This is a genomic window from Pseudoalteromonas sp. EB27 (assembly GCF_001974875.1).
GTDB lineage: Bacteria > Pseudomonadota > Gammaproteobacteria > Enterobacterales > Alteromonadaceae > Pseudoalteromonas.
Genome location: NZ_MTQD01000016.1, coordinates 13,015 through 36,580, shown reverse-complemented (window position 1 = coordinate 36,580; position 23,566 = coordinate 13,015). Strand labels below are relative to the sequence as shown.

The following is a 23,566-nucleotide window of genomic DNA, read 5'->3' as shown; positions in this document are numbered from 1 at the left end:
TTCAAGCTGCTTATACAAAAACAAAGAAGATGATAAGTTTGTTGTTAAATCATTTTCCAAGTCACTGCTTTTGTACGCGTGGGAGGGACACATAAACAGTTATGTTAAATAGCAGCTTAAGTGAAACGCGTTGGCTTTGGCGCCAGACGGTGCAAGGAGTGCAAACCGCTATTGTTGTGCCTGTAAAAACATCGGCGCAAAAATAATCTGCTTTTTAATTCCAGTCAACAAAAAGTTACATGCTAAACAAAGTTTTTTAGAGGAACTTATATTGAACGCAGTATTTAAAACAAATCGACTGTTGTTGCGCCATGCAAATGCAAGTGATGCAGCTGTGCTGCTAAAATTAGTTAATCAGGCTAGTTTTATAAAGCACATTGGCGATAAAGCAATTTATACTCTTGATGATGCCAAGTCATACATCAATCAGTCATTTATTGCTTCTCATAAATACCAAGGCTTTGGGCCTTACGTTATTACTTTGCATAATGGTGTAGTGGTTGGCGTTGTTGGGTTTTATAAACGAGCAGCGTTACAACAACCTGATTTAGGTTTTGCACTTGTAAGCGATTTTGAAAAAAAGGGCTATATTTTTGAGGCGGCTACCGCACTTTTGCAACATAAGCATAAATTTGGAATTACAAAGCTGTGTGCAATAGCATCACCAGATAATAGGGCTTCGCAGACTGTGTTGCTAAAATTGGGCTTTAAAATTGAGGGCAAGGCGGTTATCAATAATGATAAAACCGCCGTTATTATATTTTCACTTAATGATTAAAGTCTTGCTTGTTCTATTTGTTTTGCAACATTTAGGTTTATATTTAGCCATGTTGCTTCAAGTGTCGAAACCAAACCGTCATAACCGTCATCATCAATAGGGACCAATTGCGAAAAATTATGAATACTTATAAGACGTCGGCCTGTTTCAGGGTGTGTGTAATATAAACGCCAAAGTCCTGAAATATCAGCGTTACCTTCCATATCGCCATTAAAGTGGTGAATCTCGTACTCAAGTTCATAAAATGTTTGTTGATCGAGTTCAGTAATGACCGGTAAGCCCTTTATTACCATCCAATTTGGCATAGCATTAAAAAGCGCTTGCTGGGCTGTTGCAGTGAGCATTACATCCGGCGATTCGCCCCACAAGTTGTAATTAGCAGCATGTATTTGGTTACTGTCTATTTTCATAGCAATACCTAAATTATTTAAAGCACCTCTGAGTACAACGGTTTGTATTCTTAGTTGTGCGTCTGTATCTGTTACATTTCGAGACGATGCACCAATAGGCTGCTCAAACTGATAATACTGTGTGGCAGTTTGTATTGATGAACTACAACCTGCCAATAGTAATAATAAACTTGCAGTTAAAAATAACGTTTTCATTATTGCTTCCTTGGTTTTGGATCTGCTGGTAATGATTTATCAAAAATTAGCATATTAGGTTGCTCGTTTAATCCGCGAGTTAAAGGCTGTAGGCCCTCACTTAAACGTTTAAACTCTTTTAACGTTTGTTGTATTTGATGATGAAGTTCAGAACCTGCTTGGTAACTGGCCATGGTTTTATCAAATTGGCGCATAGTTACTTCAAATTGCTCCATACTTTTTGTCATCTTTTCGAAGTTACGGTTAAAGTCTCCTGGTAAGTTTTGCGTATCTTTTTGGCTTAGCAGCTCTCGCATTTCATTAGCAAGCGCTCGGTAATCGGTAAATGTGGCTTGCATTTGTTCTAAGCTATCTTCAACTTTTAAGTTATTTACTTTATTAAGTACGTCAGAGACTTGGTCTGCTAATACGGTTATGCCGCTAGAAATACTCGGAAAAACATCATATTGCACAAGTTTACCTAGGTGCGCTTCTGGTGCATCTGGGTATATATCAAAATCAACGTACACTGCACCCGTTAATAAATTGCCCGGTTTTAATGAAGCACGCATACCACTCTCAATCCAGCCTTTTAAACTACCTTGCCAATATTCTTTAGCTGAAGCACTGTCGTGATACAAGCGTCCGTACTCTACTTTTATAAGCACCGGAACCGCCGTATTATGGTTTCTAAAGTGGGCAGGTTTACCGTCAATAATTACATTGGCAGGAGTTTCAACAACAGTACCTACACGCATTCCTCTATATTCTACAGGCGCACCAGTGCGTAGTCCTCGAACTGATTGTTCAAATTCAATTAGGTAGTAATCAAAGTCGTAAAAACGCTCTTCTAGCGCTTCTTTATAGCTTTGGCTTAATGAGAAGCTATGGCCATCTTGTGCTATTTCACCTGGTGCCTGCTGCTCAGGTAAGCCAACCGAAATGCCGCCCTTTAAAAGCTTACTCAAAGAGCCCGTATTAATATTGATGCCATCGGCAGATAGGTCAATTTCAATCCCTGCGTTCACCCAAAAAATAGAGTTCATGGTGATCAGGTTTTGATATGGTTCTTTAATAAATACGCCGTACTTCATTGCCTGGTTTTCCCAATCAAAAGTGGCGGTTTCTATTTGACCTATTTTGTAATTTTTGAAAAATATACCGGTACTCACATCAAGCACTTCAGCGTTGTAACTCATTAATTTGAAACGGCCACCTTTCACATCTTTACCAATGAGGGCGGGTTCGTCTTGTAATTTAAAACGCTCTTTTAGCTCTTTACTTTCACCTGGTGAAAACTCTAAATATACACCAGACAATAGCGTGCTCATTCCGCTAATACCTGTTTCATCAATGCGTGGTTTAACGACCCAAATTTTAGCATCGTCAGTCAGTAGCTCGTTATAATTTTTATCTATTTGCGCGCGGGCAATAACGCTGTCTTGGGTGTCTGATAGTCGAACATGGTCAATTTGACCTATTTTTACACTGCGCACTTTTATTTCAGTTTTACCTGCAATAATGCCTTCGGCTTGTGGCATCTCGATAAAAATTGTAGGGCCTTTATTAGCTTGGTATTGGTATAACATCCACATGCCCACTAAAAGCGCAATTGCCGGAATGATCCAGATAGCGGAAATTTTCGGTTCTTTTGTTATTTCGGCAGTTTCGGTCATGCTTTGTTCTCTGATTTTTTGTTTTTAGGGGAATCCCACAATAAGCGTGGGTCAAAGGCATGGGCAGCCATCATTTGGCATATTACCATAACTGTAAAAAATACAATGCCTAATCCTGGAGTTACTGACATTAAATTACCCAGCTGAACTAAGGCAACTAAAATAGCAACCACAAATACATCTATCATCGACCACTTTCCAATAAATTCAGTAAGTTGATAAATCCGGGTGTAACTTTTTGTATGCCTATTGGCAGGCCTTGTTACCATAAAGCATAAAAAGCTGAGTACAAAAGCTTTAGCAAGTGGCACCACAACGCTTGCTAAAAATATAATGGCGGCAATAGGGTAGGAGCCACTTTTCCAAAGTGTAATTACGCCACCAATTAAAGTCGAAGGCGATTCATCTCCCAAGCTAGTGGTATGCATAATCGGTAAAATATTAGCTGGAATATAACAAACGACAGAAGTAATTAACCAAGCTGCTGCTTTTTGTACGCTGTAAGGGTTTCGCACATGCGTTTTTGTATGGCAACGCTGACAAATATTACCGGTACATAGTTGATGGCAAACATGACAGGCTTTAATATTTTCATCTATTGCACGTTTAGCATGCTCTGCGCCTTCGAGTATTTTTACAGGCTTTATTTGAGCCCATAAGCGCGGGCGATTTAAGTGAACGAGCGCAGCTATATATAAAATAACAAACCCCACATAAGCCCAAAAACTCGTGCCGAAGCTAATATCAGCCAGCGACATGATTTTAACCATACTAACAAGTACACCAATTAAAAATATTTCCGACATAATCCATGGCTCTAGCGCAAGCGTGAATTTTAGTAGTCGCCTTGCAATGCCCTCTGGTAATGCTCTTAAAACCCCAAGATGCAAAGGAATTAAAATAAGAAGCAAACCCATAGGTAGGGCAATAATGCTCAAATCAATAAATAAGCCAAGTAGCTCACTATCGTAATTAAACAAAATTCGAGCCGCGTCGGGCAGTGTAATAGTTTGAGTAATACCGCTACTACTAAATGAAATAAAAGGATAAAACATACTGCTCAGCAGCATTAATAGTGCGCTAAAGCTTAGTGCAACTATACGGCTGTCGTGATTAACATCCGCTTCGCAAAGTTTATGGTGACAATGTGGGCATATCGCCATTTGTTTTGCGATTATGCGAGGTATATCTATGATCAGATCGCAGCAGGGGCATACAGTTTGCAATTTAATACCAAGCAAGAAGAATATTTCTTCAATTTTGCTATATTTAATACATTAATACAACGCGTTCTGCTAATAAGCATTTAATAGCCAAACATATTAATTTTGTTTGGCTTTAGTACTTCTAGTCAAATAAAGCCACTGTTTGGCGTGTAAGCGCAATGAGTTCACCCGACTGCGACCATATACAGCCATCTTCTAAACCGTAGCCATCTTTAGAATGATGAGTAATTGCTTCAAAGCCAAGCCATTCTCCAGGTGTTAAGTTTGGCTCTTGCACAAATTCTAAATACCACGACATACTACTTGCAGGAGCGGGTTGTTTAAACATTTGTAAAAGTGTTGGCGGCCAAGCATCTGTCAATGCAATAACATGAGCCTCAGTTATTTGTTCTGGGATTTGCTTAAAGCGCATCCAGCCACCCAGGTGAGACGTTTCTGCACTACTAAATGGCATCGCGCCTTGCTGCGGGCATAAATCAACATGTTGGAAAAATTCAGGCATCTGACCTTTTATAAAAGGTAGTGTATGGCGCTCGTCTACCGGCTTTAAACCCAAAGATTTTGAAACAGGCACATTAATACCCGATTCTCTACTTTTAGCAAAACACGCTTGTACAATTACGCACACTTGTTCATTTTGAATTGCTTTGGCGAGTACCTGTGTACTGCTTTTACCTTGGCGCAATATTTCAACGGACAAAGAAAAAGGAGTATCGGCAAGTAATGGTCCTACAAAATTAGTACTAAGCGAAAGTAAGCGACGATCATTCGTTACCTTACCTCTGATTGCTTGATACAGCAGTGCGGCTGAAAGCCCACCAAAAGCAGTTCTGCCTTGGCACCAGTTTTCTGGAAATTGCATTGTATTATTTAATTGTTCTGTATTTTCGGTTTGACCAATTTTTTCCGCTTGTTGAAGTAGTTGCTCAAAATGCATGAAGATGTCCTTTTATAGTGCGATTTAATAAATTTATAACACAACGCCACTAGTCAGACCAGTAATTAAAAGCGTCCCTGGCGGTGTAAAAATCACCATTCCTTACAATTATTAGGGTTATTTTGTAAATAAATCACAAAAAATGAATTTTTTTTCATTTTTACAGTTGAAATAAGTTTGGAGCAACCCTATTTACTAGTCATCGAACGTTTAACGAATATTGAAGTTGGAGAGATTTCATGGGTAAAATTATTGGAATAGATTTAGGTACTACAAACTCTTGTGTTGCAGTACTTGATGGTGGCAAAGCACGTGTTATTGAAAACGCGGAAGGCGATCGCACAACCCCGTCTATTATTGCTTATACGCAAGACGGAGAAACTTTAGTAGGTCAATCTGCTAAACGTCAAGCGGTTACTAACCCGACAAATACATTATTTGCAATTAAGCGTTTAATTGGTCGTCGTTTTGAAGACGAAGAAGTTCAACGTGATATCGGCATCATGCCGTTCAAAATTATTAAAGCTGATAACGGCGATGCATGGGTAGAAGCGGGTGGCGAAAAACGCGCTGCACCACAAATTTCTGCTGAAGTACTGAAAAAAATGAAGAAAACAGCTGAAGACTTCTTAGGTGAAGAAGTAACTGAAGCCGTAATCACAGTACCTGCATACTTTAACGATTCACAACGCCAAGCAACTAAAGATGCTGGTCGTATTGCGGGTCTTGAAGTTAAACGTATTATCAATGAGCCAACTGCTGCGGCACTTGCTTACGGTATGGATAAAAACCGTGGCGAAAACGTAGTTGCAGTATATGACTTAGGTGGCGGTACTTTCGATTTATCAATCATTGAAATTGATGAAGTTGAAGGCGAGCACACTTTTGAAGTACTAGCTACAAACGGCGACACGCACTTAGGTGGTGAAGATTTCGATAACCGCGTAATCAACTACCTAGTAGCTGAATTCAAGAAAGATCAAGGTTTAGACTTAAAAACTGATCCTCTTGCAATGCAACGTGTTAAAGAAGCTGCAGAAAAAGCAAAAATCGAACTTTCATCTGCACAGTCTACAGAAGTAAATCTTCCGTATGTAACTGCTGATGCATCTGGTCCTAAGCACATGAACGTGAAACTAACACGTGCTAAGCTTGAGTCACTAGTTGAAGATTTAGTAATGAAGTCTCTAGAGCCATTAAAACGTGCACTTGCTGATGCTGATTTATCAGTAAGCGACATCAACGACATTATTCTTGTTGGTGGCCAAACACGTATGCCTTTAGTACAAAAAACTGTTGCTGATTTCTTTGGCAAAGAGCCACGTAAAGACGTTAACCCTGATGAAGCAGTTGCAGTAGGCGCAGCGATTCAAGGTGGTGTACTTGCTGGTGATGTTAAAGATGTACTATTACTAGATGTTTCTCCATTATCTCTAGGTATTGAGACAATGGGTTCAGTAATGACTGCATTAATTGAGAAAAACACGACGATTCCTACTAAGAAATCGCAAACATTCTCAACAGCTGAAGATAACCAATCTGCTGTAACAATTCACGTGTTACAAGGTGAGCGTAAACGTTCAAGCGACAATAAATCACTAGGCCAATTTAACCTAGAAGGTATTCGTCCAGCGCAACGTGGTACACCGCAAATCGAAGTAACATTCGATGTTGACGCCGATGGTATCTTACATGTATCTGCGAAAGATAAAGATACAGGTAAAGAGCAAAAAATTACAATTCAAGCATCTTCAGGCTTAAGCGATGAAGAAGTTGAAAAAATGGTTCGTGACGCAGAAGCACATGCTGAAGACGATAAAAAGTTTGAAGAACTTGTAGCTGCTCGTAACCAAGCTGATGCTCTAGTTCACGGTACTCGCAAGCAAATTGAAGAAGCTGGCGATGCATTACCAAGCGAAGACAAAGAAGCGATTGAAGCTGCTGTTGTAGATTTAGAAGCTGCAATTAAGAGCGACAATAAAGAAGAGATTGAAGCTAAAACTCAAGCTCTTGCTGAAAAGTCTCAAAAACTAATGGAAATTGCTCAAGCGAAAGCTCAGCAAGGTTCAGCAGATGCAGGCGAGCAACAACAGTCAACTAAGCAAGACGACGACGTTGTTGATGCAGAGTTCGAAGAAGTGAAAGACGACAAGTAATTGTTGCTAACGCTTCTCGCTGACCAAAAGTACTTAACTCAGTTAGGTGTTTAGGTTAGGATGAATAATTGAGGCGCGCGAGCAATAGCTTGTCGCGCCTTTTGCATGTATTTAAGGTTTAAAAATTCAATGATAAATCGATGCGATTTATCGGTTTATCCAGCAGCTCACGCTGCAAACAGAAAAGAGTAGTGTGATAGATATGTCAAAACGCGATTATTACGAAGTCCTCGGCGTAAGCAAAGATGCGAGTGAGCGAGACATAAAAAAAGCGTATAAACGCTTAGCGATGAAATATCATCCAGACCGTACCGCAGGTGATAAAGAGCTTGAAACTAAGTTTAAAGAAGTTAAAGAAGCTTACGAAATTTTAACTGACGGTCAAAAACGTCAAATGTATGACCAACATGGTCACGCAGCGTTTGAACAAGGCGGCGGTGGCGGTCACGGTGGTTTTGGTGGCGGACATGGCGACTTTGGTGGCGGACATGGCGACTTTGGTGATGTATTTGGCGACGTATTTGGCGATATTTTTGGTGGCGGCGGTGGTCGACGTCAATCTCGTCAACAACGTGGATCTGATTTGCGTTACAACATGGACTTAAGCTTAGAAGAAGCTGTTCGTGGTAAAGAAGTTGAAATTAAAGTACCTACATGGGTTGGCTGTGAGCCGTGTGATGGCAGTGGTGCTAAAGCGGGTTCTAAACCTAAAACATGTACTACTTGTCATGGTGCTGGCCAAGTACAAATGCGCCAGGGTTTCTTTGCTGTACAGCAAACGTGTCCTACATGTCAGGGACAAGGTCAGATTATTTCAGATCCTTGTAACAGTTGTCATGGACAAGGCCGCGTAGAAAAAACTAAAACGCTTTCAGTTAAAATTCCAGCTGGCGTTGATACAGGCGACCGTATCCGTTTAACGGGTGAAGGCGAAGCCGGAATGCATGGCGCGCCATCGGGCGACTTGTACGTGCAAGTATCGGTTCGCGAGCATGAAATATTTGTACGTGAAGCGAACAATTTATACTGTGAAGTACCAATTAGCTTTACTACAGCAGGCCTTGGTGGCGAAATTCAGGTGCCAACACTTGATGGTCGAGCAAAGCTTAAAATACCTTCTGAAACTCAAACGGGCAAAATGTTCCGTATGCGTGGCAAAGGTGTTAAGTCTGTTCGCAGTGGTGCACAAGGCGATCTAATTTGTAAAGTGGTAATCGAAACGCCAGTTAATCTTAACGAGCGTCAACGAGAACTACTTCAAGAGTTAGATGAAAGCATGGGCACAGATAGCTCGAAAAACCGTCCTAAAGAGCAAGGCTTTTTTGATGGTGTTAAAAAGTTTTTTGATGATTTAACTAAATAAATTTAAATTATTATGAACAAAAAAACGACGCTTTTAGCGTCGTTTTTTTTGCTTTAAACTTAATTTTTGTTACTGTGAAAAAAAAGATGAAACAGCATGACTCCAGCAATAGATCTACTTAAAAAGCAAAAAATCCCCTTTGAAGTACTCAGTTATGAGCATGATAAGAATAATAACCATTATGGGTCTGAGGCTGTTGAAAAACTTAACCTCAATAGTGACAAAGTCTTTAAAACCTTAGTACTTGAAACACATGAAGGGCAACTGATTGTTGCCGTAACGCCTGTATCCCAACAAGTTAACTTAAAGCAGTTAGCCAAATTATGTGGTGCTAAAAAAGTAGTTATGGCTGCCCCACAAAAAGTACAAGTTAGTACCGGTTATATTTTAGGAGGGGTAAGTCCGCTTGGACAAAAAAAGCGTCTAGCTACGTTTATTCATAGCAGTGCTTTACTCTTTGATACTATTTTTGTAAGCGCCGGAAAACGAGGCTTAGAAATAGCACTCTCACCAACTGATTTAGCCTTATTAACCAATGCAAAATTTGGCGATTTATAAACTATATTTTAATAATTACCTTCTATACAAACAATTAATTCAAGTTAAGCAATTTGCTCAATACCTTATTTATAACTACATTGGGAGTATCTTTATACCGTTAATATTTTATCCAAACGGTATCACACATTTTGTATACGGCTGTTTGTATGAACCTTTTAGATGTTAATTATTTTGCGATACTAGTGGCTGCGCTGTCTTCTTTTATGCTTGGCGGCATATGGTACTCAAAAGCTTTCTTTAAAAATGCTTGGCTAGAAAGTAGTGGCTTAACTGATCTGGACTTACAATCGGCTAACCCTAAGTTGATATTTGGTGGCAGCTTTTTTTTAGTTTTTATAGCGGCTTTAATGCTGTCTCTTTTTTTAGGTAAGGACGCAAGCGTAGGTGAAAGTATAGGGGCAGGCTTTGTGATCGGCTTTTTTTGGATCAGTAGTTCATTAGGATTAAGTTATATATTTGAGCAACGTCCTTTAAAGCTTTTCTTAATTAACGGGGGTTATCATGTTTTACAGTTTTCGTTAATGGGGCTCATTTTAGGAATATGGCCGTAAGTTCAAATAATTAGTAAAACCAAATTTGCTCCTTATCTTCGAGTAGAGTAGTTTTATATAATCCAATTTACATGACTTGGTAAACGTACTAATGAAAATATTAGTTGTTGATGATATGCCGCTTATGCGACATGTATTAATTAATATGCTGAGAAAACTAGAGTATAGCAATATCGTTGAAGCAACTGATGGATTGCAAGCTTTGGCTTTATTACGCCACCAGCATTTCGATTTGGTTATTACAGATCTTCATATGCCAAAAATGGATGGCGTTGATTTACTCACTAATATTCGAAAAGATAAAGCACTCACTGATATTCCCGTTTTAATGGTTACTTGTGAAGACAGTACGGATAAAGTTAAGCAAGTTATCGCAGCTAAAGTATCGGGGTTTATAATTAAACCTTTTAATATGAATGTATTATCATCTCAATTAAACAGCTTCTTTTTTAGGGATTAGGTTATATTTCTCATAATCAATAATTTATTATGAGCTAGCTTGAACGAACATACTGCACAAAAATTCTAAAACCCAGTTGTCACCTTTACCTATCGAAACTGATATCATAGTCAATAACTCTTCATATAATACAGCAGAACCTAATGGCAAAACCTAATAAAAAAGGCCCAACTAAAACGGTCGATATTTTTTGCTCAGCCTGTAAAGCTTCCTTATTTAAATATCGAAAAGGAGGGAAGGGAGCATTAGTTAAGTGTTTTAAAGAGCGTATTAGTCAAGACTTTACAAGTGAGCCATGTATTTGCCCTAACTGTAGCCGTCCATTTGCCCGAGAGGCTATTATTCGTGGTGCACCAGCCTATAAAATCATCGGCGGAAAAGTAACGTTTAAATAAAGCTTTCTCCATACGGACATATGGCCTTGTTAGAATTTACCATATTGATAGAATCGCCCGGTTTGCTGTTTCAATGAATGAAAAAATACCCTCCCCATGGATCGGGCCAGTTTATTGGGTTATTTAAAAATGGATAAAGGATAGTTTCGTGATAGCACTCTTATTTGACATCATAGGTATGACAGGTACTTTTTTAGTAGTTGGTTCATTTTTTTTACTGCAGCTAGGTAAAACATCTCCAGCTAGCTTGACGTATAATATGATGAATTTAACAGGGGCAATTTTACTATTAATTAGTCTTTGTTATAATTTTAATTTAGCGAGCTTTGTAATCGAAATATTTTGGATTGCGGCGTCGTTAATTGGCTTATATAAATATGTTAAAAATAGATCAGCATTAGCTACAAATTAATTGTTTTTTAATTTAATGCTAAACAGATCGCTGTAAACATAGTTGTTTACGGCGATTTTTGTTTTTAAGCACTTTAAAACTGTTGTTAACAAAAAGTTTATATCTCTGCTAGAGATTAGCCGTTACACTAGCGCCCTAAAATTTTCTTGGCTATTTTTTTGCGAGCTATCCATGTTTTCCTTTTCTAAAAAAATTATTACTATTTTTGTGTTACTCGTACTTATATTAGTTGTTACGTTTTGGCTTGGTAGAGCTCATGATGTTGAGCAAGCAACCTACCAGGCTGAACGCCAAGTTACGCAATTAAATAACTATATTGATACTGAACTTGCTCGTTTTTCTGCTATTCCACAGTTACTTACCTATAACTCGTTAATGATAGACTTTGTTGATGCGCAGCCACAGCACTATAACGCTATTAATAACTACCTTGCTGATATTCAACAAGCCAGCGGTGCATCAGATATTTTTGTACTAAATACTCAAGGCGAAGTTATTGCCAGTAGTAATTGGCAAGCAGATTACACTTTTTTAGGTAGTAACTTTGCATTTAGACCTTATTTCAAACGTGCGTTTGCAGGCGAAAAAGTAGCGTATTTTGCACTAGGTATGCGCTCTAAAGAGCGTGGTATCTACTTTTCACAGGCTGTATATCGCGATAATAAAGCCATTGGTGTTGTTGTGCTAAAAGTCAATGTAAGTAAATTTGAGGACGACAGAGAGCTTTTAAATACGTCAAAGGGCAGCCACTTTTTCTTACAGCTTGCAGATGACGTAATTGCAATGTCAGATATGCAAACGTGGCGATTAAACAGCTTCACGGATCTTGATATAACTATGCGCAGAGATATTAAATCTCGTCGGGCTTATTTAGATCATCAACCTTTGTATATAAAGCAGTTTCAATTTTCTAATGAAGGTATTAAACATTTTAAAATAGATAAAAAACTTTACGTAATGTCGCAAAGACCTTTACGGTATTTTAATGCCACAATGAACGTACTCGTTGATATAACAAAAGTTAATTCAGCCCAACTGTCTCGTTTGTTTTGGGTATTTATTATCTGTAGCTTGATGATTATTATTAGCTATATTTTATTAACTCGGTTTGCGGGCTATAAAAAGCTGGTGTACTCCAGACATAGCCTTGAACTTGAAGTACTTGAGCGCACTCAAGCTTTGGAAAAAGTACAAACAGCCTTAGTGCAATCTGCAAAGCTTGCGACAATAGGACAGTTAAGTGCAGGAATTAACCACGAAATAAACCAGCCGCTCAGTGCTATTAATACTTATTTAGCTTCGGCAAAGCGTTTATTAGCGAAAGGAAATACTTCAGCATTAGCTGAAAGCTTAGTGGTGATTGAGGGGTTAGTTGATCGAGTGCATCAAATTGTAGGTCAACTAAAGCATTTCAGTAAACCTTCAAAAATGCAGCTCAGACCTTACCCGCTTGCAGGGCTTGTTAATAACGCCTTAATGATTTCTAGCGCGCAACTAAAGCAAGATAACGTACAAGTAGAGCCACCTCAATTTGATGAAACAGTCGTTGTATGGGTCGATTCGCTCAAGTTTGAACAAGTACTTGTTAATTTAATCACGAATGCTAGCCAAGCTATGAACGGCGCAATTATTCGTAACTTAAGTTTTCAGTTGGAGTGTTTTGAAGAGCGTGTAAAACTGTCGATTTTAGATACAGGCTCTGGTATTGAGCAACATGCATTTAGTCATTTATTTGAACCTTTTTACAGTACTAAATCAAGTAATGGTCTAGGCCTTGGTTTATCCATATCAAAACAAATAATTGATTCGTTTAATGGATGTTTGAGCGCACACAACCGACTAGAGGGAGGGGCTGAATTTATAATTAGCCTTTCTAACAGGCAGGAAAATACAGATGATTGACAGCCTACCTTGTAATCACATAATAGTCATTGATGATGAAGCAATGATCAGAGACTCTTTAAAGCAACTGCTTAACCTCGAAGGATACACCGTTGAGTGCTTTAATGACGCAACTACCGCTCTTAGCAAACTCAATAGGCGCTTTGCTGGAGTTGTGCTGAGCGATATAAATATGCCGAACATGGATGGCTTAACGCTTTTAGAGCAAATAACGGCTTTTGATAGTGAGCTCCCTGTAATATTTTTAACTGGTTACGCTGATGTATCGATAGCAGTTAAAGCGATGCAACTAGGTGCGTATGATTTATTTGAAAAACCGGTTAACGAACATCTTCTTGATTGCATAGCACGAGCGTGCGACAAACGAAGCCTTGTTATGGAGAACCGCGCATTAAAAGTGGCTGTACAGAAAACCTCAGCCCCAGGTGTACGCATACTAGGTGATACACCTAAAATGCAACACATGATGCACTTGTTAAATACAATTATAGATACCCCAACCGATGTAATGATTGAAGGTGAAACGGGCACAGGTAAAGAGCTGGTAGCGCGTTATCTACACGATCAAAGTAATCGATCTAGCTGTAATTTTGTTGCTATTAACTGTGGCGCAGTACCAGAGCAATTAATAGAAAGCGAATTGTTTGGTGCAGCAAGTGGGGCATACACCGGTGCTACGCAAAGTCGAAAGGGTAAGTTTGAATTTGCTCAGGGCGGTACGGTATTTTTAGATGAAATAGAAAGTACCCCAATGTCGCTGCAGGTTAAGTTACTACGCGTATTAGAAGAGCGAAAAGTAACACCTGTAGGCGATAACAAAGCAATTGATTTAGACATCAGAATTGTTGCAGCGACTAAAGTAGACTTACTTTCTTTAGTTGAAAAAGGTGAATTTAGAGCAGATTTATACTACAGACTCAGTTTAGTTAAAGTAAATATACCGCCTCTACGAGAGCGAAAAGCAGATATACTTTTATTGTTTAAGCATTTTAGCTCAATTGCAGCTACTCGCTATCACAAAGCACCAGCGCCCTTAAACAGTGAATTACAACAGCGTTTATTAGCTTACGACTGGCCTGGGAATGTGAGAGAACTTAGAAACCAAGCTGAGCGTGCTGTGCTATTAGGCGTTGAACTGGCGTTTTCGGTCACAAAAACACAAGGTCAGGGTGAGCTTTCGCCCGATTTAAGTTTGTCAGAGAAAGTATCATTTTACGAACAATCACTAATTGAACATGCACTTGAGATAAACCATGGAAGTATTAAAAATACCATGGAAGCATTACAAATTGCCCGAAAAACGCTTTACGATAAAATGAGTAAATATGGGCTCAACCGCGATATGTTCATCGATTAAATGTGTGGATAAAGTGACATGGCCTGGTTTTTAATGTGCGGTAATCCGCACAATCTTGTATAGATAAAAACCACAGCTAGTGTCAAGATTATGAAATATATACCATTTACATCATTGGCAATGTGTTTGCTTAGTTAGAGTCGACAATAATTAGATTCTAATAATTAGGACACACAATGATAAGGTTCAAACACACTACTATTTATCTAGCTTCACTGAGTTGCTTAGCTACATTTTCGCATACTGTTTTAGCGGTTGATTATACCGTTTATGGTAAAGCTGAAGTACAAATTGCAAATACTGATACAGGCACTATGCGATACGCAGATGAGGGTACGCAAATAGACGCGCCGTTCTCGCGTATTGGTATTAAAGGCGACCACAAACTTAACGAATACCTAAGCGTTGTTTTTAAATACGAAGTACAAGTTAAAGGGTTTGAGGAAGACGACACTGATGAGCCTTTTACTGCACGTAATACTTACTTGGGTTTAAAAGGTGCGTTTGGTGAAGTTGTAGTAGGAAGAAACGATACACGCTTTAAATACTCTGAAGGAAAAGTTGATAACTTTAATGAAACTCAAGCCGACATGGCACAAGTTATTGCAGGGCAAGATCGCCTCGGAGACACCATAACCTACACTTCAAGCTATTGGCATAATACACAGTTTTCGTTTACTTACGCGCCTAAAGACGATAATAAAGATAATGAAGCCGGTTTTGCTGCTACGATTATTTATGGCGATCGTAATTTAAATAACACCCCGTATTATGTGTCACTAAGTCATGTTGATTCACTTAATAATATTACAGCAAGTAGACTTGCAGGCGTTTATAAGTTTAAGCAATTACAATTAGGCGGCTTATACCAGCATTCGGAATCAGTGGATGGCACTAAATCTGGTAATGGTTATGTATTGAGTGCAAGTTATACGCTTGACAAGTGGGTACCAAAGATTCAATTTGCTAAAGATGACTCTACACTTCGTCAAGTTTCTGAGGCAACGCAATGGAGCACAGGCCTTGACTATGTATTTGATAAGCAGACAACAGCTTACCTTTTATACACCGATCTTAATCTAGAAGAACAAGACGACAACAGTGTTGCGCTTGGTCTTAAATATAAGTTTTAGAGGCTTATCATGACAGACAACATACTGACGCAAGAACCCGATAAGAAAAAACATTTTCAATGGCTTTTTTTAATACTAGGGCCTTTAGTAATGCTATTAACCTGTTTATTCGATCCGCCAACAGGTATGTCGGTTGCGGCATTTAAAACTGCTGGCTTAGCATTTTGGATGGCATCGTGGTGGGTGAGCGAAGTTGTACCAATTCCGGCAACTGCATTGCTACCACTGGTAATATCACCACTAGCTGATATAGCAGCAATAAAAAGTGTGGCTGCACCGTATGCACACCCTCTAATCTTTTTATTTTTAGGTGGTTTTTTAATTTCCATTGCTATGGAGCGCTGGGGTTTACATAAACGTATTGCGCTTAGCACTATGCTATACGCAGGTAAAAAACCAAGCTTACAAATTTTAGCTATGATGTTGGTTACCGCATTTTTGTCGATGTGGATGTCTAATACGGCTACAGCCGTAATGATGCTGCCTATTGCACTTTCGATTACCAGTTTAGTTAAACAATCAGACCCTGAAAATGAAGGTTTTGGTAAGGCTTTACTGTTATCAATCGCTTATGGTGCAAGTATTGGTGGTATTGCTACTTTAATCGGCACTCCGCCTAACGCTTTAATGGCTGCTTACTTATCAGACAGTTATCAAATAGAAATTGGCTTTGCGCAATGGATGATTGTAGGTGTACCTCTGTCTTTAAGCATGCTAGTTATTAGCTGGGTTTGGCTTACTAAGTTTGCGTATAAAGTAGATGCTAATGTTAAAAGCGATCAGAAAATTGATACAAAAGCGGTGTTTACAACTCAGCTAAAAAATCTTGGGATAATGCAACGTGCAGAAAAAGGCGTGTTGTTTGTATTTGTACTTGCTGCACTTTGTTGGATATTTAGACCTTTATTAGGCGATATTACGGGTCTTAATATTTCGGATACTACAATTGCAATTGCTGCGGCATTGCTGTTGTTTGTAATGCCAGCGAATAAAGGTAAAAATGAGCGTATTCTTGATTGGCATCACGCATCAGAGGTACCGTGGGGCGTACTACTTTTGTTTGGAGGCGGATTAACATTAGCGTCCCAAATAAAATCATCAGGCCTTGCTGATTTTATTGCCCAAATGATAGAGGGTGTAAGTACTATTCCACTTGTTATGAGCGTACTTGTAGTTGTGGCATTAATTACGTTTTTAACGGAGATCACGAGTAATACAGCAACTGCAGCTGGCTTTCTTCCTTTATTAGGACCCGTTGCAGAATCTATAACAGGTTCGCCACTTGTATGGGTTATTCCTGCCGCTATTGCATGTAGCTGCGCGTTTATGATGCCAGTAGCGACACCACCAAACGCCATTGTATTTGGCTCAGGGCAAATTCAAATGCGCGACATGATAAGAGCAGGCTTTATACTAAATATTGTTGCTATTGTATTAATTACGTTAGTGACAATGACTATAGCAGCTCAAGTATTTGCCTTTTAAAGCTGTACTAAATTAGTTCCAACCAACCTATACCAGAGTAGCTTTGTTTAAATTTACAGTTTTAAACAAAGCTACTCTTTATACTTATTTATATTGCTTAAGAAGCTCTTTTTTAGATAATTAGTGTTATTGCTCGAAAAACAGAACAAGGTTATAGTCTGCGGTAACTTTAAAAATTGAGTAATCTATTTTGAGCACTGAGACATCACAGGCAATGCCTTTAATTCCCCAATTTGATGAATTGCAAAAAAGCTTTCTCGAAACGCCTTACTTGCCAATTGATAAACGTCTCGTTTTATTAAAAAAACTTCGTGTACGTATTGTTGAACTTGAGCAAGAGCTAGTGGATGCGGCTTCAAAAGACTTTGGTTATAGAACTGCTTTCGATACTTTACTTGGCGATATATTACCTACGGTGCAAACGCTCGCACACATTATTAAAAAGCTCCCAAAATGGGCAAAGCCAAGTAATCGCTCTGTTGGTTTAAGCTTGTGGCCTTCAAAAGTAAGTGTTAATTACCAGCCCAAAGGTGTGGTTGGTATTATTGCACCGTGGAATTATCCGATTCAGTTAGCGTTAGTACCTGTGTTTACTGCTATAGCTGCCGGTAATAGAGTCATGCTCAAATTAAGCGAGTTTACACCTCACACAAACGTCGTTATCGAAAAAATATTTAAAGACGATATGCAAGCGCATTGTAAAATAATACAAGGCGGCAGCGATGTAGCCGCGCAATTTTCATCGCTTCCATTTGCTCATTTATTATTTACGGGCTCAACGGCAGTAGGTAAATTAGTAATGGCTTCGGCGAGTCGTAATTTAACACCGGTAACGCTCGAACTCGGTGGTAAATCGCCAGTTATTATTACGCAAAATGCCGATATTAAAAAAGCGGCGCAAGCCATACTGTTTGGAAAAATGGCTAATGCAGGGCAAATATGCGTTGCTCCCGACTATGTATTTGTACCCAAAGCGCTTGAGCATCAGCTGGTTCAGCAATTGTGTGAGCTGTATAAAAAGCATTTTAAAGACGGTGTTGAAGGTAAAAACTTAACTTCTATTATTAGCGATGCACACTATAAACGTTTAGCAACCTATTTAGAGCAAGCACAAGAGCTTGGCGCAAACATTATTAAGCCACTTGAGCAAAACCAGCAAGATGAGCAAAAACATCGTATGGGGCTGCATTTAGTGACTCAAGTGACTGACGAGATGAGCCTAATGCAAGATGAGTTATTTGGTCCAATATTACCAATAATGAGTTACGAAAAGCTCGACAGCGCAATTGATTATATTAAAGCGCATCACCACCCATTAGCGCTTTATATTTTAGGGCAAGATAAGCACGCTCAAGAATACATTATGAAGCAAACAATCAGTGGCACTGTGGCAATAAACGATACGTTAGTGCAAGTAACTGCTGACGATGCCCCTTTTGGTGGTGTAGGGCATTCAGGAATGGGGCACTATCATGGTATTGAAGGTTTTTTAACGTTCAGCCACGCTAAAAACACCTTAGTATCAGGCTCGTTTAATCCTCGTATTAATCTGTTACTTAAACAAAGTAAACTTATTATTAAGCTATTAAAATGGCTTTATATAAAATGATAGGGTGTTGATTTTCTAAAGTTGAATAGATTTTATTTTGCTAATCAAGATATATTAAAAAGGCTGAATTACGTTATGTAATTCAGCCTTTTTAGATTAGCTTCAAACTAAACTCTAAAATAAGACTTTAAAATAAGCGACCTTCACCAGCATAAGTACCCACTTGTATTTTTGCATAAATGGCATCGGCTTTTTCTTTAGCTTCTTCAATTTCTTTAGGTAGCATTTTACGCTCATCAAGTTTGCGGCTATGACTTGCTTGCATGTTGCCATTGTACTCGGCAATAGTATTCCAAATGTATGACTTTTCTAGATCCTTTGGCATGCCTAGACCTTCAAAATACATTAGCGCTAAATTAAATTGAGCCAAAGAGTAATTATTAGCGGCCGCTTTTTCATACCAATTACGCGCAGCTTTATAATCTCGAGTCACACCTACGCCGTTGGAGTACATTACCCCTAAATTAAACTGAGCCGCAGGCAGGTTTTTATTGGCTGCTTGTTCAAATAAGGTAACAGCCATTTGGTGATCAAGTTTAACACCTTTGCCTTCGTCGTATAAAACCGCTAGAGCAAACATTGAATCCGGGTGGTTCTTTTTTACGCCTTGTTGATAAAGCGCAGCTGCTTTGCGGTAATCGCGCGTTACACCGTATCCACCTTCATATAATTTAGCTAGTTCGTAAATTCCTGGTGCAAAGCCTTTATCGGCAAGGTATTGAAATTCTTTTAGGGCGACTGCAAATTCACCTTCGTTTGCTGCTTTTATGCCATCTTCTAATGTTGCATGAGCAAAGGGGCTGGCAAGTAAAACGCCAGCTAGAACGAGTGATTTCAAATTAAACTGTGACATATTAATGTCTCCAATTAGTAATAGTTACAATAGGTATTAACGCCTGTTTATCTTTCTAGTTTAAATTTGTGCTGCTATTTAGGTTCGCTCTAGGGACGGTTTGCTCTTTGTTGCTCGGTTTTTAATAAGCCTACTAGGTTACAAACTTCGTGCGGCGATTAATACCAACCTGCATAAATCTTTGATCAATTTAACGAATTAAATTGCACTTGAACGTCGTTAAAAATTTTTCATTTAGAACAACTAGATACAAAAACTTTTGCCTAGTTCTAGCGTAATTTTCTTAACGTTAAATAGGCCCCATATATAAGCAGATTGGTATAAATAGTGCCTAGATAGAACAAATTTTAATACTAAAAGGTCAACAGGCCATAGTTGAATGCTAAATTATTAAATTTTTGCACTATTTGCGCATTTTAAACGTTTAATACTCAATGCATTTAAGTAGAGATTAAATCGGTTACTATAAATAGATGCAAAAAAGGGTGTCTACTGTTATGTTTTACGCCAGCTTTAGCGTAAACGCAAGGCGATACCTTATCAGATCGTGCGTATAAAATGTAAATAACAGCACGGTGGACTTTTAAGGTAAGTAAACGAGTTTAGAAGTGTAAGATACAGATTTTATAGAAAATTTAAAGAAATAAAAAAAGCCCGTTAGGGCTTTTTTGAATCATATTAACCGTCACTAATATGAGCAATGTAGCAAGTAAATGTGATATTTGATGTTATTACTTGGGTCGAGTAAGTAATAACACGAAGCGGCACGCTCTTCTTTTAATGTGTCAGCATCCTTGCTGAATATTCTTCCGTAGGCACTGAGGTCGTTACACTGTGTTTGTGCGAACGATTATCAGTTAGATCTAAATGCAAGTCAACACTTAAATGATAATTATTATCAAATGAGTTTTGAGCTTTGCCACAATCTAAATAATAGAGAAGGTTATGCTTAATAATTTCAAAGCAAAAAAACTAAAACAGATATGCCTTGCTGTAAGTATGTTGTTTTTATGTAGTTGTTCGGCATCTTTTACTTACAATAATTTGAGTTGGCTTTCGTCATTTTGGGTAGATGATTATATTGATTTAAATAAAACACAAGATAAGCAGCTTAAAAAGATCATTAACACGACCCAAGCGTGGCATAGAAGTACGCAGCTACCAGCCTACAAACAAGACATTCAAAATATTAAGGCACTTTTTAACAACACACTAAGCATTGAGAAGTTAAAAGAGCAGGTGGTTTTTGCTAAAAAGCATTGGCAAAACCTACTTGAATACGCGCACATGCCTTTAGCCGAACTGGGTGCAACCTTATCATGTGAGCAAAGAGAAGAACTTTTAAACAATATTCAAATAAAAATTAACGACGAACGCGAAGAGTTTAACGAACAAACCCCGCTTGAGCGAAAAAGTGAGCGCTTGGAAGAGCAATTTGAATACTACGAGCAGTGGATAGGCAAGCTTAATAAACAACAAAAAGCGCTGATTAAATCAACTAATGAGCAACATCAAGACTCAGGAACGCTGTGGCTAGAGTACAAGCAAAAGCGTTTGAATGCAGCCAAACAGATATTTACAAATGCTGAAATTACAAAAAAAGAATTTATAAATCAGTTAAGTACGGTTATTAAAGAGCGCGAACTTTATATGAGCGACGCACTACTGAAAACCAATGAAGCAAACTTAAATTTATATATAAATTTACTCTACGAATTAAACTCAACTCTAAATGATAAACAACGCCAAAGCGTTAATGAGCAATTTGATGAGTTAATTGAGACCTTAAACGATATAATAGAGGAGTAAATTGTGCGTGAATTATTAAGTTTTATATTAGCTGTTTAGGCTGGTTTGTTTTTAAACGCAAAAAATGCTTTTAAAGGGCAATATATGGTTACAGATTTAAAAAGTATCTTAAACACTTGGTATCAGAATAGGGACAGCCAAGAATGGGTTTTAGCTACTTTGTACAAAATTGAAGGCTCTAGCTACAGAAAACTAGGGGCTATGATGCTTATATCTAGCCTGGGCGAGCGCTTGGGGATGCTTTCGGGTGGCTGTTTAGAAGCTGACATACAGCGCCATGCTAAACAAGTAATGAGTACTTTAACAAGTAAAACCATCAGTTATGATGCCACCGATGAAGACGATTTAACATTTCAACTTGGTATTGGTTGTGGGGGCATAGTACACATTTTACTGCAGCCCATTCACAAAGCTAATGACTATTTACAGTTAGAGCTTGTATCTAAAGCACTTAATGAGAATAAACCAGGGCGATACCTTCAACAGGTAAGCCCCATTTTGCCAACCGGTAGTGGTGTATTTACGCAAAATGATGAGTTACATGGTTTATCAATGAACCGCAAAGCGCAGTTAGTAGAACTAAAAGGCGCTACGTGCTTACAAACATCTATTTATCCGCCGCCTCATTTACTAATAGTGGGTGGTGGGGCCGATGCGGTTCCGGTTTATACATTTGCCAAACAACTTGGTTGGAGTGTAACTGTATGGGACACGCGTGCAGCCAATGCAAAAAGGCAATATTTTAAAAATGCAGATGCTATTTTGCGCATCACACCGAGTGAGTTAAAAGAATATTGCATAACTAATAAAGTCGATGCGGCTATTTTAATGGCTCACAGCGTTGAGCTTGACGCGAGTACGTTAGCTCAATTTAAAGATGTTTCTTTTAAATATATAGGGTTATTGGGTCCTAAGCACAGGCGTGAACAAGTTTTAGAGCACGCGAAGACGCGTGTTTCACAAATAAAGTCTCCTGTTTTTGGGCCTGTCGGTTTAAATTTAGGCGGCGACTCGCCAGAGAGTATTGCACTATCGCTGATCAGCGAAATACATGCAGTGCTGTGTTACAAAAACGCCCAATCGCTAAGCCATTGGGGGCAAGAGGAGTGCTAATTGCAAAAGTTGTTTTAGCCGCAGGGCAATCATCTCGCTTTAACGGCTGTAAATTAACGGCTGATATCGGGTTTGGCAAAACAATGATTGAACATGCAGTAAATACACTTCAAGCACTTGATGACACGCCCGTGTATGTAGTTACCGGGGCATGGCATAAAGAAGTAGCACAAGTACTGACCGGTTATAAAAACATAGAGCTAATTGAGAACAAGCAATGGAGCCAAGGTTTAGGTAATTCAATCGCGATAGCGTCTCAAACTGTGTTTAAAAATAAGTCCTTCGATGGGATTTTATTTATGCTTGCGGATCAAGTTGAGCTAAAAGTAGCGCACTTAAGTGAGCTAGTTACTGGTTTTACACGTAATCCATCGCGCTGGTGCGCAAACTATGGCGAGCGTTTAGGTGTACCCGCTATATTCCCAGCGGTTGATTTATCTCAGCTTGCAAGCTTAACTTCGGATAGAGGTGCACAGCAATTATTGCGATCTAGTCGTGAGGTTGTTAACACAATTAGTTTAAGTAGTGCGAGTTTAGATATAGATACGCAAGAGCAATTAAGTGAGTTTTTAAGTAAAACAGAATATAAAAATTTTAATGAAAAAATATAACGAGTAGGGTCAGTAGTTATATTTTTAATAGCTATAGTCACTTTTGAAGCTGTTCGTATAGTTTAAAAGTGACTATAGAAATCGTAATTAAGGGGCAAGCTATGGTGACGTTTACAATTAATGGCAAGGTGGTTGAATCACACGCAAGTGAAGATACACCATTGTTATGGGTTATTCGTGATGAAATTGGATTAAAAGGTACGAAGTTTGGTTGCGGTATTGCAATGTGTGGTGCGTGTACAGTGCATTTAGATGGGCAAGCAACCCGCTCATGTGTTTTACCAATTGGCGCAATTGCAGGAAAAAACATTACCACAATTGAAGGGCTTAATAACGAACACCCACTTCAAAAAGCATGGGTTGAAGAGCAAGTGCCACAGTGCGGTTACTGTCAGTCGGGGCAAATAATGCAAGCGGCCACATTACTGGCAGCTAACCCAAGTCCTTCAGATGAAGAAATAGTAAGCCATATGAATGGTAACTACTGTCGCTGTATGGCTTATAAACGTATTAAAACTGCTATTCAACGCGCTGCAGATGAGTCACAAAGTGTAGTAAATATATTTGATCCAAATGCACAAGACGCTTAACTGGA

General features: G+C 38.7%; 22 protein-coding genes. 17 read left to right on the top strand and 5 right to left on the bottom strand.

From position 1 onward, the window contains the following. Positions 1 to 271 precede the first annotated feature (271 nt). The gene (locus BW142_RS16820; protein ID WP_076925634.1) at positions 272 to 778 is read left to right on the top strand and encodes a GNAT family N-acetyltransferase; all 507 of its coding nucleotides are present in this window, start codon (positions 272 to 274) and stop codon (positions 776 to 778) included. On the opposite strand, the gene BW142_RS16815 is transcribed toward BW142_RS16820, so the two are convergent. The 4 genes from BW142_RS16815 to BW142_RS16800 all read right to left on the bottom strand — a co-directional run bounded on the left by BW142_RS16815 (position 775) and on the right by BW142_RS16800 (position 5,201). Beyond that, the gene (locus tag BW142_RS16815; protein ID WP_076925632.1) at positions 775 to 1,383 is read right to left on the bottom strand and encodes a PqiC family protein; all 609 of its coding nucleotides are present in this window, start codon (positions 1,381 to 1,383) and stop codon (positions 775 to 777) included. The two genes, BW142_RS16820 and BW142_RS16815, sit on opposite strands and share 4 nt — an antisense overlap. Further along, positions 1,383 to 3,038: an intermembrane transport protein PqiB gene (pqiB, locus tag BW142_RS16810; protein WP_076925631.1), complete on the bottom strand. Its 1,656-nt coding sequence runs from the start codon at positions 3,036 to 3,038 to the stop codon at positions 1,383 to 1,385. Before pqiB ends, BW142_RS16815 begins: the two co-directional genes overlap by 1 nt. After that, a complete protein-coding gene (locus BW142_RS16805; RefSeq protein ID WP_248280124.1) occupies positions 3,035 to 4,201 on the bottom strand; it encodes a paraquat-inducible protein A in 1,167 nt (388 codons plus the stop codon). The genes pqiB and BW142_RS16805 overlap by 4 nt, the downstream gene beginning before the upstream one ends. Positions 4,202 to 4,385: 184 nt before the next feature. Next, entirely contained in the window at positions 4,386 to 5,201 is an 816-nt protein-coding gene (locus BW142_RS16800; RefSeq protein WP_076925628.1) for a thioesterase family protein, read from the bottom strand. Positions 5,202 to 5,440: 239 nt separating this feature from the next. Between BW142_RS16800 and dnaK the strand changes: the two genes are divergently transcribed. From dnaK to BW142_RS16740, 12 genes are all read left to right on the top strand, one after another. Beyond that, the gene (gene dnaK, locus BW142_RS16795; RefSeq protein WP_024598567.1) at positions 5,441 to 7,357 is read left to right on the top strand and encodes a molecular chaperone DnaK; all 1,917 of its coding nucleotides are present in this window, start codon (positions 5,441 to 5,443) and stop codon (positions 7,355 to 7,357) included. A gap of 202 nt (positions 7,358 to 7,559) precedes the next feature. Next, positions 7,560 to 8,720, top strand: coding sequence for a molecular chaperone DnaJ (dnaJ, locus tag BW142_RS16790; RefSeq protein WP_076925626.1), 1,161 nt, complete (start codon positions 7,560 to 7,562; stop codon positions 8,718 to 8,720). 96 nt (positions 8,721 to 8,816) lie between these two features. Further along, positions 8,817 to 9,278 carry a Cys-tRNA(Pro) deacylase gene (gene ybaK / locus BW142_RS16785; protein WP_076925625.1) on the top strand — a complete coding sequence of 154 codons (462 nt, stop codon included), beginning with the start codon at positions 8,817 to 8,819 and terminating at the stop codon, positions 9,276 to 9,278. Positions 9,279 to 9,427: 149 nt separating this feature from the next. Beyond that, the gene (locus BW142_RS16780; RefSeq protein WP_024598564.1) at positions 9,428 to 9,832 is read left to right on the top strand and encodes a DUF1761 domain-containing protein; all 405 of its coding nucleotides are present in this window, start codon (positions 9,428 to 9,430) and stop codon (positions 9,830 to 9,832) included. A 91-nt stretch (positions 9,833 to 9,923) separates the two neighbouring features. Beyond that, positions 9,924 to 10,292, top strand: coding sequence for a response regulator (locus BW142_RS16775; protein WP_076925621.1), 369 nt, complete (start codon positions 9,924 to 9,926; stop codon positions 10,290 to 10,292). 143 nt (positions 10,293 to 10,435) lie between these two features. Then, on the top strand, positions 10,436 to 10,687 hold the full coding sequence (locus BW142_RS16770) for a hypothetical protein (protein WP_024598562.1): 252 nt from the start codon (positions 10,436 to 10,438) through the stop codon (positions 10,685 to 10,687). Between the two features lie 148 nt (positions 10,688 to 10,835). After that, positions 10,836 to 11,099, top strand: coding sequence for a hypothetical protein (locus BW142_RS16765; protein WP_024598561.1), 264 nt, complete (start codon positions 10,836 to 10,838; stop codon positions 11,097 to 11,099). 171 nt (positions 11,100 to 11,270) lie between these two features. Beyond that, the gene (locus BW142_RS16760; RefSeq protein WP_076925746.1) at positions 11,271 to 13,001 is read left to right on the top strand and encodes a cache domain-containing protein; all 1,731 of its coding nucleotides are present in this window, start codon (positions 11,271 to 11,273) and stop codon (positions 12,999 to 13,001) included. Further along, entirely contained in the window at positions 12,994 to 14,358 is a 1,365-nt protein-coding gene (locus BW142_RS16755; protein ID WP_076925620.1) for a sigma-54 dependent transcriptional regulator, read from the top strand. Before BW142_RS16760 ends, BW142_RS16755 begins: the two co-directional genes overlap by 8 nt. 176 nt (positions 14,359 to 14,534) lie before the next feature. Further along, positions 14,535 to 15,491 (top strand): porin, encoded by a 957-nt coding sequence (locus BW142_RS16750; protein WP_076925619.1) that lies wholly within the window; start codon positions 14,535 to 14,537, stop codon positions 15,489 to 15,491. Between the two features lie 9 nt (positions 15,492 to 15,500). Then, positions 15,501 to 16,976, top strand: a complete 1,476-nt coding sequence (locus BW142_RS16745; RefSeq protein ID WP_076925616.1) for a DASS family sodium-coupled anion symporter — start codon at positions 15,501 to 15,503, stop codon at positions 16,974 to 16,976. Positions 16,977 to 17,166: 190 nt separating this feature from the next. After that, a complete protein-coding gene (locus tag BW142_RS16740; RefSeq protein ID WP_076925614.1) occupies positions 17,167 to 18,585 on the top strand; it encodes a coniferyl aldehyde dehydrogenase in 1,419 nt (472 codons plus the stop codon). A 127-nt stretch (positions 18,586 to 18,712) separates the two neighbouring features. Here BW142_RS16740 and BW142_RS16735 read toward each other — a convergent pair whose 3' ends face one another. Further along, entirely contained in the window at positions 18,713 to 19,438 is a 726-nt protein-coding gene (locus tag BW142_RS16735) for a tetratricopeptide repeat protein (RefSeq protein WP_076925612.1), read from the bottom strand. Between the two features lie 945 nt (positions 19,439 to 20,383). Between BW142_RS16735 and BW142_RS16730 the strand changes: the two genes are divergently transcribed. The 4 genes from BW142_RS16730 to BW142_RS16715 all read left to right on the top strand — a co-directional run bounded on the left by BW142_RS16730 (position 20,384) and on the right by BW142_RS16715 (position 23,561). Further along, complete coding sequence (locus BW142_RS16730) at positions 20,384 to 21,247, top strand: DUF6279 family lipoprotein (RefSeq protein WP_076925609.1); 864 nt, start codon at positions 20,384 to 20,386, stop codon at positions 21,245 to 21,247. 84 nt (positions 21,248 to 21,331) lie between these two features. Beyond that, entirely contained in the window at positions 21,332 to 22,360 is a 1,029-nt protein-coding gene (locus tag BW142_RS16725; protein ID WP_076925744.1) for an XdhC/CoxI family protein, read from the top strand. Further along, positions 22,354 to 22,971 carry a nucleotidyltransferase family protein gene (locus tag BW142_RS16720; protein ID WP_024598553.1) on the top strand — a complete coding sequence of 206 codons (618 nt, stop codon included), beginning with the start codon at positions 22,354 to 22,356 and terminating at the stop codon, positions 22,969 to 22,971. The genes BW142_RS16725 and BW142_RS16720 overlap by 7 nt, the downstream gene beginning before the upstream one ends. A gap of 101 nt (positions 22,972 to 23,072) precedes the next feature. Further along, positions 23,073 to 23,561: a (2Fe-2S)-binding protein gene (locus tag BW142_RS16715; protein WP_007582016.1), complete on the top strand. Its 489-nt coding sequence runs from the start codon at positions 23,073 to 23,075 to the stop codon at positions 23,559 to 23,561. The last annotated feature ends 5 nt before the right edge of the window (positions 23,562 to 23,566 follow it).